This window comes from Caballeronia novacaledonica, assembly GCF_900258035.1.
In the GTDB taxonomy this organism is placed as follows: Bacteria; Pseudomonadota; Gammaproteobacteria; order Burkholderiales; family Burkholderiaceae; genus Caballeronia; species Caballeronia novacaledonica.
Map to the genome: position 1 here is coordinate 135211 of NZ_OGTP01000005.1, position 14176 is coordinate 149386.

Here is a 14176-nt window from a genome sequence, read left to right on the forward strand (position 1 = left end):
ACTGAGCGCGAGAGCATTGAGTTCGAGCGTGTGCGAACGCACCACCGAAGACGGCGCTTCGGCCTAATCTTGGCAATGCGAATCAATGAAACGACGCAAGATCGCGGCGAACTCGGATGGACACTGGATGTCCGACTCGCTCACACAGATAGATCGGTGGAGTAGCTCGGTAGGGATTGCAGTTCGCGAGGCATCAACGATGGTGATCTGAGTGGGCTTGCGTCTCTCGACGTCTTCGCGCAGCAGTTCGGCTCTCGCACGGTATGCTATCGGCCGACTGTGCAGCCGATTTCCGTTGATTGTTGCGCCGATCGTTTTTTGTGCTATACCAACGGGTAGTGTGCGAAGAAGTTTTCGGAAGCCGTAATCGATCACTAGCCAACTGTTGAGCACGATCTTGAGGTTCGTCTCGCGCGCGACGATTGTCGACACTGATTCGAGCAGCGGCAGGGGTTCCGGAGAAGGGACTGCGTGCGCACGGCACGGAACCGTATGACTGTGCGTGTGGGCTCGAAACAGCACACCTTCTATGCCGAGGTAAAGAATTGAGTCCATGGCGGCGGTTCTCTGTGCCGCTTGTTTTTACAGGCGATGGGGCCTGGATCGTTGGATTGCGGCGGGGAAGAGGGGTCCTCTCGAGGGGCTTTTTCTTTGTAGTGAGAGGCCGCATGGGTTTTCACATCACTTATTAAAGCACATGTCAGCGAGAATGCAAGGCGAAGAAACGCAGACGATCGATTCGGCTTGGGCTCATCTCGCCTCCAGAGCGCTTCGGGCTGCGCTGGTCCACAAGGGTGTGAGCTACGAGGACCTTTCGCGCAGGCTCGCCGAGATCGGCATTCAAGAATCTGCGCGTTCGATCGAAGGAAAAGTGCACAGGGGGACGTTCAAGTTCACTTTTTTCCTTCAGGCGCTCAGCGCAGCGGGCTCTGCACTCCCCCGTACATGGGTGTATCCGCAACAGGTTGCAGGATCTTGGGAGGCAAGGGCGGCAGGGGCCTTCAAGGCGGACCTTGCGACTCAGCCCTGGTTGGATACGAACCTGCTGAGCAGGCGGCTTGAAGAGTTGGGCGTGCATGTCGAAACGGAAACGCTTGAGAGCCAGATAGAGGACGGCGTGTTCAGTGCTGCCCTGTACTTCCAGTGCGCAACGGTCTGTCGATTTGACGCACTGTGGCTCTATCTCGACATCAGCGCTGTCAATGAAGTCGCTATGAGCAGAAAGTTGCGATAGCAACGATCGTCGGCAGGCGGAAGTGCGCCTTGAACTTCGCGCACGAGGGCTCTATAGTTGAACGCATGGGAATCCCCATGCAGTCGGACGAGCCACCAAGTCAAATACCAACTCTCTCGCCGCGACATTTGCCGCCCGGTACATCGGGCTGCCGGCATTTCAATGTTGAGCGCATGCTCGATGCCGGCCCTCTTGTCGAGGGCAATCATGCCAATCTGGTCTCTGCCGTCAGTATCGAGCGAGCCTTGTATTCGCCTGCTCGAATGGCGCGTCTTCGAAATCCTTCCGCAAGATACCCGTCATTTCGTCGGCTTAAACGCGAGCGATCGAACGGGACGAGTCAGCTCGGCTATCGAGACTTTCGATGTCGTAGCCTCGCAAGGCACGACACGGTCCGGGCGCGTCTACACGCTTGTTGGCGACAGCGGGTATGCCGATGATGCGAAGTATGTATGGGATCGCTGGTGCGAGGCGAACGGCGTCGAGGAATGCGTTGATGTGACTGACAAGATGAACTCGTGGAGCGCGCATGAGCACCGCTGAGCAGAGGACGCGAGCCGTGGTGGGTGCTCGCGCCTTGCTCGCAACTCTGGCGGATGGGCGCGGCCCTTACTGCGCTGACCTCGTGCGAACGTTGGCTATGACGCTGCTCAGACACTACCCGAGCGAAGCCGACATCGATGTGTCCGCGATCGCGCTGCCGAGTCTGTGGGCGGAACCGGCGCAGGTTGATACGCGCAGGGAGCATCGACGAAGGAGCTAGCATCGACGAAGGAGGGCAGCCAGGGGAGTGGCGCTTTGCGCTGCGACGAGGGATGGTTGGTGAGCTGGATATCCGCCGGGTGTGTTTCACGCGGCCGTGACGTTTGCTCGTGGCAGGGTGCAGCGTTCGACCGCTCGTCCTTGGCTGCGCTTTTGACAGTCCGTCGCGTCCGAGCGAACTACTGGAAACCCGCGCTTGCCCTGATGCTAATGGGCAACCAGGTGCATTCGGCTGCGACGTCTGATGGCATCGCGTGTAGTTTCGAAGCGGCATGACGCCGCGAAGAGATGCTTAGTCGCCTGTACAGCATCGCGGGGAACTTCGAGTCCCACTGTCGCAAGGGGGATCGCGGCGATAGCGAGAAACACGATGCGACAAGTTGACGCCGGCGGCGCCTTCGGCCCCCACCCAACAGCGTTTCGCTGTGATTTTTGAGGCACGACGATGCCACGGTCTTCACGTGCAACAGACGACAATCCTCCCCTCGACGACGCTCGGCTGCAGCTCGTATTTCGCCGCGCTGCTGTGGCGGTAATCCTGTTCGACCCGATCGCAGCCGAAGCGCTTTTGGACCTTCCGGATGCTGAGGTCGGACGACGCTTCAAGATCTGTCTTGCGCGAACCATGGGTCGGGCCACGGCGCTGAATTTAGACCTGCGTGCGATTCGCGAGGAAGAAAAGAAGCAACTTGGCGCTAGCGAACGTGGTCCGAAACGGCGAAGGTCGGGGCGGTATTCGCTCGTTGTCGAAGGAAAGTTGCTGCGCGCACCGATTGTCTCCGAAGCATTGGGTATCACAGAGCAGCGGCTGGCCAAGGACGTCGAGGCATCTCGCATATTCACTGTTAAGGTCGGCGGCGACGAATACTATCCGGCGTTCTTTCTTGCGCCCGAACTCGACCGCAAATCACTGGCAAAGGTCGTGCGCCAGCTGGGTGATTTCGACGGGTGGAAAAAGTGGAGCTTCTGCACCAAGCCGAAGGAGTCGCTCGGCGGTATCACGCCGCTTCAGGTGCTTATGCATGGCGAGGTGAAACGGGTGTTGCGGGCGGCTGAAATCTTCGTAGCGCAGTGGGCGAGGCGTGTTAATGGCAACGAATCGCGTGCGCGGAAATCGTGAAGTTCATTGAAGCGCTTTGGACCTTCGCGCTCAGAAATCCGCACTTGCTGTATGTACCGGCCATCGGATTCGTGTTGAGCCTGGTCGTGCTACGCATCGAGAAGCGATACGTGGAGGCGGGAGTCTTTTTTGGGCGCAGTTCTGCGTCGTCGCGCGTGAACCGAACCTCGAATACCGCGGAAGGTGGAGAGATGCCCGTTGACAATCAAATCGATCTTTCCATAGCGCTCAAGAAAATTCACGAACTGGCGTTGGCGGACGGTGACCTCGGTTTCGAGTACTGGCATCACGTCGGCAACCTTCTGAAGCGGGCAAACGGCATGCAAGCGGAGATAGATTCGCTCAGCAAAGAGCTGGAACGATGCCGCACGATGCTTCGCAAATCGGAGTGAGACAGAAAACTTCAGGAATCATCTCAGAGTCGAGAGGGCGGAAGAGCGCCCCTGGTTGTTGTAGCCGCAAGCAGAATAAGAGCTTCGTCTCCATTACCCGGCGTTCTTCATTGCAATCGATCTTGACCGGGCAGCCCGACAAGCCCCGTCGTTCACGGCGGGGAGGATAGCGCTGACACCGTAGGTGTCCTTCTCAGTGCCATGTCTGTCGCGTAAGTCGCTTTCATGCCTCATGGACCGAGCTATACGGTCTCATGAGACGCCTCCAAGCCTTCAAGTTCGAACTCACGCCCACCGGTGAGCAGGTGCGCAAAATGCGCCAGTTCGGTGGTGCGTGCCGGTTCGTCTATAACAAGGCGTTGGCGTTGCAGCAAGAGCGCCATGCGGCCGGCGAGAAAAGGCTCGGTTATGTTGGCCTGTGCAAGCTGCTCACCGAGTGGCGCAACAGCGCGCGGACACCCTGGCTGGCCGATGCGCCCGTGCATCCATCGCAGCAGGCGCTAAAGGACCTCGAGCGCGCCTACACGAATTTTTCGAGAAACGGGCAGCTTTTCCGCGGTTCAAGCGCAAGGGCAGTTGCGATAGCTTCCGGTTCCCGGACCCGAAACAGGTCAAGCTCGACCAGGGCAACAGCCGTCTGTTTCTGCCAAAGCTCGGCTACATCCGCTACCGCAACAGTCGGCCCGTGCTCGGTGAGGTGCGCAACGTCACGGTCAGCCAGTCCGGCGGAAAGTGGTTCGCCAGCATCCAGACCCAGCGCGAAGTCGACGTACCCTTGCCGACGGCCACAAGCGCGATCGGCGTAGACGTCGGAATCGCACGGTTCGCCACGCTGAGCGATGGCTCGCACATCGCCCCGCTAAACAGCTTCAAAAAGCACGAGAAGCGGCTCGCCAGGTATCAGCGGCGCATGGCGCGCAAGAAGAAATTCAGCCGTAACTGGAAGAAGGCGAAGGCCCGCGTCCAGAAGCTTCACACCGACATCGCGAACGCCCGCAAAGACTTCCTGCACAAAGCTTCAGCAACGATTAGCAAAAACCACGCGCTCGTATGCATCGAAGACCTGCAGGTGCTCAACATGAGCAAGTCGGCAAGGGGCACCATTGAGGCACCGGGCAAGAACGTCCGGGCGAAGGCCGCGCTCAATAAGGCTATCCTCGACCAGGGCTGGGGCGAATTCCGGCGCCAGCTTGAGTATAAGATGGCCTGGTCCGGCGGCATGCTGCTCGCGGTACCAGCGCACAACACGAGCCGCACGTGCCCGTGCTGCGCACACGTGGCGAAGGAAAACCGGAAGACTCAAGCCCGGTTCGCGTGTGTGTCGTGCGGCTATAAGAATCACGCCGACATCGTCGGTGCAATCAATATTTTAGAGCGCGGACAGCGCTTGTTAGCCTGTGCAGATTCTTCGCCTGAGGTAAGGGCGTCGTGGCAGGAACCCGCCGAAGCGACTACGTGGTAGCGCAGTAGGAATTCTCCCCCCGTCCCGGCCTTCGGCCGGCGAGCGTCAGCGAGAGGGGGAGGTGGATGTCAACTCGGCTACGCCTACTGGCATGACGTGGGTGCGCTTTTGAAACGGACTAATGGCATGCAGGCAGAAATCGATTCGCTTAGCATAGAGTTGGAGAGGTGCCGTGCGATGCTTTCAAAAGCAAAATGAGCGAAGAGGGACGATTTATTTCGCGTCTAAGAGTCGCTTAGGGCCAAAGCTTTACGCGTTTTCCACAGATTTTGTTGACAAGCTTGTGGATAACATCAAGGCAGGAGGTCGCCGGCGCAATTGCCTCGGTCGTTTTGATACCGTGCTCAATTCGGCGACGCGAGGGGGACTGTCTACGAGGGCTGTGAAGCGGTGCTTTGTTGGCAGGTTCAGCGGACGCTGTTAGCGTTGCGTTGGCGCGGGCCGGGAACGAATCGCTGGCGAAGAGTCGCAGAATTCACGCGTTAAACGTCGCGCAAACGATGAATCTCCACGGGAGAACGCGTGTAGCATAACGGGCCGCATGATGAGCTTCTTCAAGAGGGCCTCGCATCAGATTCAAACTACCGACATTGTCGATTGAGCGGACCATCCGCATGCCGCTCGAGCGCATCCCGCCGCGGCATGATGCTCTTGGCCGTCGAGGCCATGCGACTGTAGGTCTTCTGGTCGATGAGGACTGACGCGACGTTCATGGATGTCAGAAGCAGGACACCAGCCGCGAGCATCTTTAGGACGAGCAGGACACCAGCCGCGAGCATCTTTAGGACGATGGAGCGTTCGTCGGTGGGAAGGGCGCCTACCGCTCCCGGACGCGGTTCATGCTGGCATTTTTTCCTCCAAGAAACGCATCGCCGAGCGCAGGCTTTGGCAACTAGGCGAGTGTGCTGCGCAAACTGAATGCGTTGGTCCACGGCAAGTTCTTCCCGACGGCGTAAAGGAAACGGAGCCCAATGCCACGGGGAGAATCATTGAGACCAGTGCGCACGATCTGTCGGTGCGTCAGCTTGGACGCAGCAACTCAGCCGGTGAGTTGTTCCTCGATGCAAGAGTAGCTCCCCGTATAATGAATAAGCCCCCCAGCTACTCGACGCTCGCATCCGAGAGAATAATACTTCCGTGAATAATTCAACTTCCCACCAGCCGCTTACTGACGCCGAACTCGACCGTCTTGCCGAGTTTCTCAACTCCGTCGGCAATCCGGCGTTGAACATCGAATTTCTCGACGGCTACTTCGCTGCATTGATCTGTGGTCCCGAAGTGGTGTTTCCCAGCGAGTACCTGCCAAACATATGGGGGAAGGGCGTGGCGTTCGAGGGCGACGAGCAAGCTGCCGAGATCACGCATCTTCTAACGCGACACTGGAGCGCGATCAGCTCAGAACTGCAGCGCACGCTGCAGGAGCCGGACGTGTATCTGCCAATCTTGTTGGAAGGGGAAGATGATGTAGCTCCAGCAAACGACTGGGCGCATGGCTTCATGCGAGCGGTGCAAATGCGACCGGAAAGTTGGAGCGAACTCATCGACGATGAAGAGAACGGCGGCGCCATGGTGCCGATCATGATGCTGCATCATGAGCACGACCCTGACCCGCACATGCGACCTCCGGCGATTACTCCGGAAAAGCGCGAACACGTGCTTGAGACTATGATCGCCGGGCTGACGCACATTTACCGATTTTTTGAGCCGCATAGAAGGGCGTCGTCGGGTATGGCGCTGCGGCGGTCATTTCAACGGGAGGCGCAGAAATCGGCCGAAACGAACCATGCCCGTGCGGCCGCGGCAAAAAATTCAAGCATTGCTGTCTGGATAAGCCGTCGACGCTTCATTGATCCGGGCGCGAAAGTTCGTGCGGCTGTCGCAGGCCTGAGAAGAGCCGCGGTCTGGGACCTGGGTTGTATGTTCTTCGCGCGTGAAGATACATCAGCGGACCTTATCAGGGGCGCATCGCTTAAGGATGTGCTGCCAGCCGTTGCGGGCTCGAACGGCTTCGCCAAGTATGTCGAGATATTCGCCATGGTCGACGCGTTCGTCCGGCGGAAGAAAGTCATCCGCGTGTCGCTTGAGAGCTTCCTGACGCTGCGTGGTGCTCGCCGTCATTGAGGTGATGCGGCTGTAGGCTTCGCATGCATACGCGAACGTCTCGCGCCTAGCGTAGTGGATGTTGAGCAGGTATTCTTTGCGACGGCTCTCATTTAGCCCGAGAGTAGTGCGCTTGCAGTTGTGGAAGACGTGTGCCGCCTCGTGGACGACGAAATCCGCGCACGGATCGGTCTCGGCGAAGTACGACATCGAAACGTAGCAAGTCGTTTCTTCGCTCAGTCCCACGATGTGGCAGGCGTCCTGCGATAGAACGGACGCGCCGATGCTTGCGAGGTAGAGGTTCGCGATGTCCCAAGCTGTCGAGAGCCACATTTGCTGCTTGAGAATCCGCTCGATGTTCTCGGCTGTGAGAAACACGACGTTGCGAGCAAGCATGTCGAGGATGATGGAGCGCTCGTCAGCAGGGAACAGCCCATCGACCATCGGTGAAAGCTTATTGCGGGCCCACGCATGCAAGTCGTCCGGCACCATCACCTGGCTGCAAAAGCCGTCTGCTCGCCGATGCGTTTCCTCAACGAGGGAAGTTCGCAGGCGCAGAGTCGCCTTTTGAGCGACGTCGACGAAATTGTCGCCCGGCCAGCCCGTGAAGTTGCTGTCGTAGTCGCCACTATCGAGGTAGCGCTTCACTTCGCATTGGAGCCACGCCGGCGTGCCGACTTTCGGGCTCTGATGGTCGCGCTTCGCGACATTCGATGACATTTGCATATTTTGAGAGTCGGTTCATGCGGAGGGACAACGCTCGAAGATACCGCGGAACACGACACGCTTCAAATGGTTGGGAAATATGCCTTCAAAGGCGTCTGCAAGGTTTTTGGCTTGATACGTTCGAGAGCCATTCTTGCGGTTGGAAGTAAGTGTGCTGTCGAATCAGTATCAGCGCGGCCAAGCGGTTGTAGAAATTGAGCAACGCTCTCCGAAAGGGCGTGGATTGACATTCACTCACTCTGTAGTGGCCAGGGCGTTCCACGCTTTTTTGATAAAAATTCGGCTTGGGTTCGCGCTGGTCATAGGTTGTAGCGCGCTCTCATCCTCGATGGTCGGCCGCTTGCAGTTGTGGCACACATTGGCCGCTTGATGGACGATGAAATTCGGATCGTATCGGCCTCGGCGAAGTACGGCAGGGGGAAGCAGCGTTTTGCTTCTTCGCTCAATTGAGCGATAGCCACGAAATCGGGGCGTGGCTAAGTCAGCACGTTGCATCATAGGGGCCGCTGCATACTTAACGATGCGCCTGGGCGTCGGGCCGTTCCGGTGTGGATATTTTCGACGAGATAATGCAGCACTGGTGCCCGTAGCCAAGTTCGATGTGGTTGCCTCTACACGGGGCATCAGGTGCTCGCGCTGCATCGATAGGCTAACATGCGTCGCTTTGCAACACACGCGAGGATTCGCGAACACCGACTGCTGCTCTCAAGCTGGCTGACACTTCATCTGGTGCCCTTACAGCGATTGCGTCCACGCCTGCTTGTTCCCGCGCTTCGCCAAGCAAAAACGCTTGCTCCGCAGAAAGCTGGAGCTCGCAACCTCCGTGAGTTGACTTAAGGCTTGGCTCTGTTGAGCCGCCGACGTGATTCACCTGCGATGCGATCGCAAACTCGTATGCGGCAGCACGAGCCAGGCGGGCCCGGCGAACAACACCGCGAGCAATCGCTTGAAGTGCTGCCCAATCATGGAAGCACTGGAGCAGGCAAGCTACGACTGACCTTCACAACCAGGCACATCATCGAGTTCAGTTAGCCAAGAGAATCGACGCTTCATCCAGATCTGCCGCGAGGGAGACCCGAGCTCATATCGTTGATTTAGCGCCCCGATTCTCAGTGAATATGTCTGCGGGTTTTCGGCAGCACAGGCATAAACCGGCCCTCCGCAGTTCTCGCAGAATGCGTGGATGCGCTTTGCTCCGCTGTCGGAAATTTTTAGGTATTTCCGAGGCGTGCCCGAGACAATTCGGAAGGACCCCGCAGGCGCCGGGATATTAGCTCGAAAGACCGAGCCAGACTGCCTTTGGCAATCCTCGCAATTACAGATGACCACGTTGCCCGGTTCTACCTCTGCTTCATACTTAATCGCACCGCAGTGACATTGACCATCGACTTTCATCTTTGCTCCAATGCGAAGTTCGACATGGAATGGCCTTCCGATGGTAACAGCTACAGCGGCGCCACGCCCGTGTCTGCTTGTCCACCGCCTCTACCGTTCCATTCACCTAAGATACCCGCCCTTGCTTAGACGCGTGACAGGTGTCAAGAAATGCCCGTTGAAAGTTCCGTTCAGTGAAACCAATTTCAAAAACATTGACGATGACGGCCTTAGTGTTTACATTCATGATCGACGGACCGTAGCGGTGCAGGTACGATGGTCCTCGACTGTGGTGAACAGATAAGACGTGTGAGGTTGGGGATGCTTGGAAGGAAGATTGTCCAGATTATTGTCTTGCTGTCGTTGAGTCTAGCCGGGCTCAACAGCGTGAGGGCGAAGGATTTTCCAGCTCAAACCATCAGATTGCTGGTCGGCTTTGCTGCTGGCGGCGGCACCGACACGATTGCGAGGCTCTATGCTCGCGGCCTGCAAGAAGAGTTGCATGCGACGGTTATTGTCGAGAACAGACCCGGCGCGTCGTCTCTCGTTGCCATCAGAATGCTGATGGCGTCACCGCCCGACGGATACACGCTAATGCTCGCAAGCGGAAGCGCGCTGGCTCAAGGGCCGGGAGTCAGGAAAGACCTGCCTTATGACCCTCTAAACGATTTTAGTCTCATTTCGATGGTTGCAACGGCGCCAGGCGTCTTCGTGGTCAGCCCTAAGACAGATATTCATTCCATCGACGATCTCATTGGCTACGCCAAAGCACACCCAGGGCAATTGAATTTTGGCTCTGCAGGCGTTGGTGCAGCCAGCCATCTTCAAGTCGAGTACCTGAAAAGCGTCGCTGGAATATCGATGACCCATATTCCGTACAGGTCTGATCAAGAGCTGACTCAAGAAATCGGGATGGGCGATATACAGGTAGGCCTGAGCGTGCCGCAGTTTGTCATTCCTCTTTTGAAGGCTGGGAAATTGAGGGCTATTGCAGTCACGGGTAACCACAGGCTGAGCGCATTGCCTGAAGTCCCGAGTCTCGCGGAATCCCACAACGCCTCGTTGCACGGCATCGAAAACTATACGTTCTACGGAGTCATCGGACCGAAAGGCGTTCCTTCCTCCGTGATTGAGCGTATCAGTGCGGCTGTGAATAAGGTATCGAGTTCTCCGGAAGTAGCCAGCCGGATGCGTAATTCGCTCTATTGCGAGCCAGTTTCGGGTGAAACCGCGTACTTTTCCGACTACATGTCAAAAGAGGTCCCGAAATGGCGGAGGCTGGGCCAGTCCGTCACTGTCGGTGACGGAGGGTAGGATCTGCGAAGTGAGAGGGCGCATTCCCGACATCTTGAGCGCGAGGGCGCTCAACCCAAGCAGGGAGATTTACGGGGTGTCTTGTGGGGACACGAAACTTTCGGTCGTCGCTAAACGATAGGTGCAGCGGTCTTCAGCCGCGTGACTATGACAAACATTGCAAGCGAGCCATCTACAGCGAACCGAAACATGATGCGGTCTGTTCAGCGCATTCTTGCTGTGTTCGAAAGCTTCAGTTCGGATCGAACCAGTCTGACCTTACAAGAGGTCGCGGAGCGCATCGAACTGCCGAAGTCTACCGCCTTTCGGATAGTGCAAAGTCTTGAGAAGGCAGGATACCTGGTCCGTCTCGAAGATCAACAGTATTGCCTCTCCTTTAGGTTCACTCGCCTGGCGGGCATGGTCAGGAGCACCTTGGACGTTCGAGCAATCGCTCGACCAATACTGGTTGAACTAGCTCAACAGACGAAGGAAACGGTTTCATTGCATACCTTGTCGGGACGAAGCCGTGTTTGCATTGATGCCTTATCCACTGTGTCTGCGCCGTTGCGAGCGGTTACCCAACCGGGAGAGGAAACGCCATTGCTCGGCGGTTCGGGTTCGAAGGTACTTTTAGCTCACATGCCGCCGCTCGAGTTGACGTCGATCTTGCCGTCGGTGGCCCGCGTTTTGAACGTAACAGATGAGGCGCTCATCGCAGAACTTGAGCTGATACGCGCACATGGTTATGCAGTTTCTCACGGCGAACGGCTACTCGGCATTTCGGCGGCATCGGCGCCAATTCGGGATGCAAATCAGGAAGTTCGTTACTGCTTGTCCGTTGCTGCGCCCACCGTAAGATTACGGGTCAACGAAGACGAGGCCATACGGCTGGTGGTGAGTGCGGCCGAAAAGATCTCGCGTCGGTTTGGCGCGCTCTACCAGTAATCAAACTGTCGTTACCGATCTGTTGAAGGTTTGGCGTTTCCGTCGGAGGTTGCGACCGCATTTCGGCGTTGCCGTTGAAATGAGGTGGAGAAAATCCACGAGCGCAGCGTTTCGCAAGCTATCGCGAATCCAAGAATCCAAGAATCCAAGAATCCAAGAATCCAAGCCGCCATCCCACACTCCCTTTCCGGCTCTTCGTGGGCGGTGCAATCCGGCGTCGTTCCGTAGCTTGTCCTCCTGCTCGTCACTGTCGGTTCGTGCGCCTCCAGCCATAGCCCGTGATGCGAGTTCCCACCGCGTCTCAGCGACTCGTAAATCCGTGTCGTGTTGTCAATCGTCGCGCCAGTCTCTCGAATCGTGACATCTCGGTGCGGAAGTTCCGATCAGTGGAATTAATGCTGATCATCGGAACGCGTGTTACGATGGGCTGAAGTTTTCTTCTGCGCGGCGAAGGACGGTTCGGAGGTGGGAAGGTCGACTCCCGGGGAGGCATCTGCGGTTCAACGTGCCTTCCTCGGGAAAGGATTTCACAGGATTAGCTGACCCACCGTCAGCGATTTTGATATTAAGAGAGACACCTGATGAGCGATACACAGAATGTCAGTTATCACGTCGAGGGCGGCGTGGCAGTGATTACCGTCGACAATCCGCCGGTCAATGCGCTGGCACCCGGTATGCGGGAGGGCATCATTGATGGCCTGGAGCGCGCCGGCGCTGACCCTGCAGTGAAGGCGGTTGTGCTCATCGGGTCAGGCAAGAACTTCATCGCCGGAGCCGATATCCGACAGTTTGGGAAGACGCGCCAAATCAGTACCAGCGTCAGCACTGCTGCCCTGGACGCATGTGAGAAGCCCGTGGTAGCCGCGATGCAAGGCTACGTTCTTGGCGCGGGACTCGAGCATGCCCTCGCATGTCATTATCGAATCGCCGCGCCTGACGCCAAGCTGGGACTGCCTGAGGTAAGCATCGGGATAATTCCAGCTGGGGGTGGGACCCAACGGCTGACGAGGTTGATCGGACCGAAGGTGGCTGTTGACATGATCAGCAGTGGTCGTCATGTTTCCGCGTTCGAGGCGTTGAATTCCGGAATCGTTACGCAGATTGTGAGTCAGGAAAATCTTCTGGCTAGCGCAATTTCTTACGCGAAAGACGTCGCGCCCGTGCGCCCATTGCCACGGGTTCGGGACATGACTGATCAAATTACCTATGCGGGTCAGCACCCTGAAGCCTGGGAAGCGGCGAAGAAGGCCGCTCTTAGCAAGGCTCGTAACGTGAAGGCACCGCACTGCGCTGTCGCTTGCGTGGAAGCGGCACTAACCGGTAGCTTCGAGGACGGACTGGCCCTTGAGCAGCGACTGTTTTCGGAGCTCGAGGGCTCGGATGAAGCGAGGGCATTGCGATATGCTTTCTTTGCCGAGCGTGAGGCGAAAAAGATTCCGGGCGCGCCCGCGTCCTATAAGCCTGAAGGCGTGCGATCCGCTGCAATCGTGGGCGCTGGAACAATGGGGGCTGGAATCGCAATCTGTTTTGCGGACGTTCGCGTTCCGGTGATAGTGCTCGAAGTCACGCAAGAGGCACTCGATCGAGGCATGAAGCGGATTCACGACACGTATGCGGTAAGAGTGCGGCGCGGAAGCCTCACACAAGAAGAAATGAACGAGCGACTGACGTACGTACAACCTGTCTTGCGATATGAGGACATCGGGGACGCCGATGTTGTCGTGGAAGCAGTGTTCGAGCGTATCGATCTGAAAGAAGATGTCTTCACGAAGCTGGACGCGGTGATGAAGGAAGGGGCGCTCCTGCTTACCAACTCTTCGGCGATCGACATCAACACGATGGCGGCCGTTACACGACGTCCGCATGATGTCGCGGGGGCACACTTCTTTGCGCCTGCGAATGTCATGAAACTCTGCGAAGTCGTCAGGGGCGACCGGTCGTCAATAGAAACGATACTCCGAGCGACGAAATTGGGGCGTGACCTCGGCAAAGTAAGCGTCGTTGCAGGTTCTTGCGATGGTTTTGCGGCAAATCGTAGCCGCGCGCCGCTGGTGACGGAGATGATGCTGATGCTGGAAGAAGGCGCGCTGCCCCAGCAGGTGGATAAGGTCATGGTTGGATTTGGCTATCCAATGGGACCTTTTGCGGTCAGCGATTTGTCGGGTCTCGACGTTAGTTACGATACGCGCAAGCGCCGCGCCGCTGCAGACCCGACCTATCGAAAGCTCCACGTCCCCGATCGCATGGTTGAGATGGGTAGAAAGGGGCAGAAAAATGGTGCGGGTTGGTATCGTTACAGCGAAGGTGATCGCACGCCGCATCCGGACGAAGAGGTTTCGAAGATTATCCGTGACGTTGGTCGTGAGCTTGGCGTCCCGCAACGTGAGTTTTCAGACGACGAGATCCTGAACCGCTTGCTCTTCGCTTCGGTGAACGAGGCCTGCAAGATACTGGAAGATGGTAAAGCCTACCGCGCAAGTGATATCGACGTGATGTGGCTGTATGGTTTTGGCTTCCCGCGCCATCGAGGCGGACTGATGTACTGGGCAGACTCGATTGGTGCACAAAAGATCTTTGAGCAGGTCAGTGCGTGGCACGAGCAGTACGGAAAGCGCTGGAAGCCAAGTCAGTTGTTGGCGCAGATCGCCGAAGTTGGTGGATCGCTTCGAGAAGCCCAAGCGCCTAATCTTTCTTAAGCATTCAGCGCCTGGTTCAATGATAAGTAGGAGCCATCGAAACGGATTTGGTTCTTGCAGTCGCGAACG

Annotated in this window: 11 protein-coding genes and 2 pseudogenes; 10 read left to right on the forward strand and 3 right to left on the reverse strand. The window is 57.3% G+C overall.

Annotated elements, in window-relative coordinates:
* Positions 1-63: 63 nt before the first annotated feature.
* Positions 64-555, reverse strand: coding sequence for an HAD domain-containing protein (locus tag NOV72_RS10220; protein WP_106854476.1), 492 nt, complete (start codon positions 553-555; stop codon positions 64-66).
* Positions 556-709: 154 nt separating this feature from the next.
* On the opposite strand from NOV72_RS10220, the gene NOV72_RS10225 reads away from it, so the two are divergent.
* The 7 genes and pseudogenes from NOV72_RS10225 to NOV72_RS10260 form a co-directional block, all read left to right on the forward strand.
* Complete coding sequence (locus NOV72_RS10225; RefSeq protein ID WP_106854609.1) at positions 710-1234, forward strand: DUF6471 domain-containing protein; 525 nt, start codon at positions 710-712, stop codon at positions 1232-1234.
* Positions 1235-1441: 207 nt separating this feature from the next.
* Positions 1442-1777, forward strand: a complete 336-nt coding sequence (locus NOV72_RS10230) for a hypothetical protein (RefSeq protein ID WP_181290963.1) — start codon at positions 1442-1444, stop codon at positions 1775-1777.
* Complete coding sequence (locus NOV72_RS33050) at positions 1764-1997, forward strand: BPSL0761 family protein (RefSeq protein WP_106854477.1); 234 nt, start codon at positions 1764-1766, stop codon at positions 1995-1997. The genes NOV72_RS10230 and NOV72_RS33050 overlap by 14 nt, the downstream gene beginning before the upstream one ends.
* Positions 1998-2441: 444 nt before the next feature.
* On the forward strand, positions 2442-3116 hold the full coding sequence (locus NOV72_RS10240; RefSeq protein WP_146149978.1) for a hypothetical protein: 675 nt from the start codon (positions 2442-2444) through the stop codon (positions 3114-3116).
* Positions 3113-3508, forward strand: coding sequence for a hypothetical protein (locus NOV72_RS32690; protein ID WP_245932977.1), 396 nt, complete (start codon positions 3113-3115; stop codon positions 3506-3508). Before NOV72_RS10240 ends, NOV72_RS32690 begins: the two co-directional genes overlap by 4 nt.
* Positions 3509-3762: 254 nt before the next feature.
* Positions 3763-4970, forward strand: a pseudogene (locus tag NOV72_RS10250) (RNA-guided endonuclease InsQ/TnpB family protein).
* A 1137-nt stretch (positions 4971-6107) separates the two neighbouring features.
* A pseudogene (locus NOV72_RS10260) lies at positions 6108-6614 on the forward strand (UPF0149 family protein); the annotation flags it as partial.
* A gap of 297 nt (positions 6615-6911) precedes the next feature.
* Here the strand turns inward: NOV72_RS10260 and NOV72_RS10265 are convergent.
* Together NOV72_RS10265 and NOV72_RS10270 are read right to left on the reverse strand one after the other, a co-directional pair.
* On the reverse strand, positions 6912-7796 hold the full coding sequence (locus NOV72_RS10265) for a hypothetical protein (RefSeq protein WP_106854480.1): 885 nt from the start codon (positions 7794-7796) through the stop codon (positions 6912-6914).
* Positions 7797-8783: 987 nt separating this feature from the next.
* A complete protein-coding gene (locus tag NOV72_RS10270) occupies positions 8784-9191 on the reverse strand; it encodes a GFA family protein (RefSeq protein WP_106854481.1) in 408 nt (135 codons plus the stop codon).
* A 300-nt stretch (positions 9192-9491) separates the two neighbouring features.
* On the opposite strand from NOV72_RS10270, the gene NOV72_RS10275 reads away from it, so the two are divergent.
* The 3 genes from NOV72_RS10275 (at position 9492) to NOV72_RS10285 (ending at position 14107) form a co-directional block, all read left to right on the forward strand.
* Complete coding sequence (locus tag NOV72_RS10275; RefSeq protein ID WP_181290965.1) at positions 9492-10484, forward strand: Bug family tripartite tricarboxylate transporter substrate binding protein; 993 nt, start codon at positions 9492-9494, stop codon at positions 10482-10484.
* Between the two features lie 189 nt (positions 10485-10673).
* Positions 10674-11411, forward strand: coding sequence for an IclR family transcriptional regulator (locus NOV72_RS10280; RefSeq protein ID WP_216858872.1), 738 nt, complete (start codon positions 10674-10676; stop codon positions 11409-11411).
* Positions 11412-11992: 581 nt separating this feature from the next.
* Positions 11993-14107: a 3-hydroxyacyl-CoA dehydrogenase NAD-binding domain-containing protein gene (locus NOV72_RS10285; RefSeq protein ID WP_106854483.1), complete on the forward strand. Its 2115-nt coding sequence runs from the start codon at positions 11993-11995 to the stop codon at positions 14105-14107.
* Positions 14108-14176: the final 69 nt, after the last annotated feature.

Coding starts and splice junctions, on each gene's coding strand:
- NOV72_RS10225 (WP_106854609.1), top strand. CDS start 710: ATGCAAGGCGAAGAAACGCAGACGATCGATTCGGCTTGGGCTCATCTC.
- NOV72_RS10285 (WP_106854483.1), top strand. CDS start 11,993: ATGAGCGATACACAGAATGTCAGTTATCACGTCGAGGGCGGCGTGGCA.
- NOV72_RS10220 (WP_106854476.1), bottom strand. CDS start 555: ATGGACTCAATTCTTTACCTCGGCATAGAAGGTGTGCTGTTTCGAGCC.
- NOV72_RS10270 (WP_106854481.1), bottom strand. CDS start 9,191: ATGAAAGTCGATGGTCAATGTCACTGCGGTGCGATTAAGTATGAAGCA.
- NOV72_RS10275 (WP_181290965.1), top strand. CDS start 9,492: ATGCTTGGAAGGAAGATTGTCCAGATTATTGTCTTGCTGTCGTTGAGT.
- NOV72_RS10280 (WP_216858872.1), top strand. CDS start 10,674: ATGATGCGGTCTGTTCAGCGCATTCTTGCTGTGTTCGAAAGCTTCAGT.
- NOV72_RS10265 (WP_106854480.1), bottom strand. CDS start 7,796: ATGCAAATGTCATCGAATGTCGCGAAGCGCGACCATCAGAGCCCGAAA.
- NOV72_RS10240 (WP_146149978.1), top strand. CDS start 2,442: ATGCCACGGTCTTCACGTGCAACAGACGACAATCCTCCCCTCGACGAC.
- NOV72_RS33050 (WP_106854477.1), top strand. CDS start 1,764: ATGAGCACCGCTGAGCAGAGGACGCGAGCCGTGGTGGGTGCTCGCGCC.
- NOV72_RS10230 (WP_181290963.1), top strand. CDS start 1,442: ATGCCAATCTGGTCTCTGCCGTCAGTATCGAGCGAGCCTTGTATTCGC.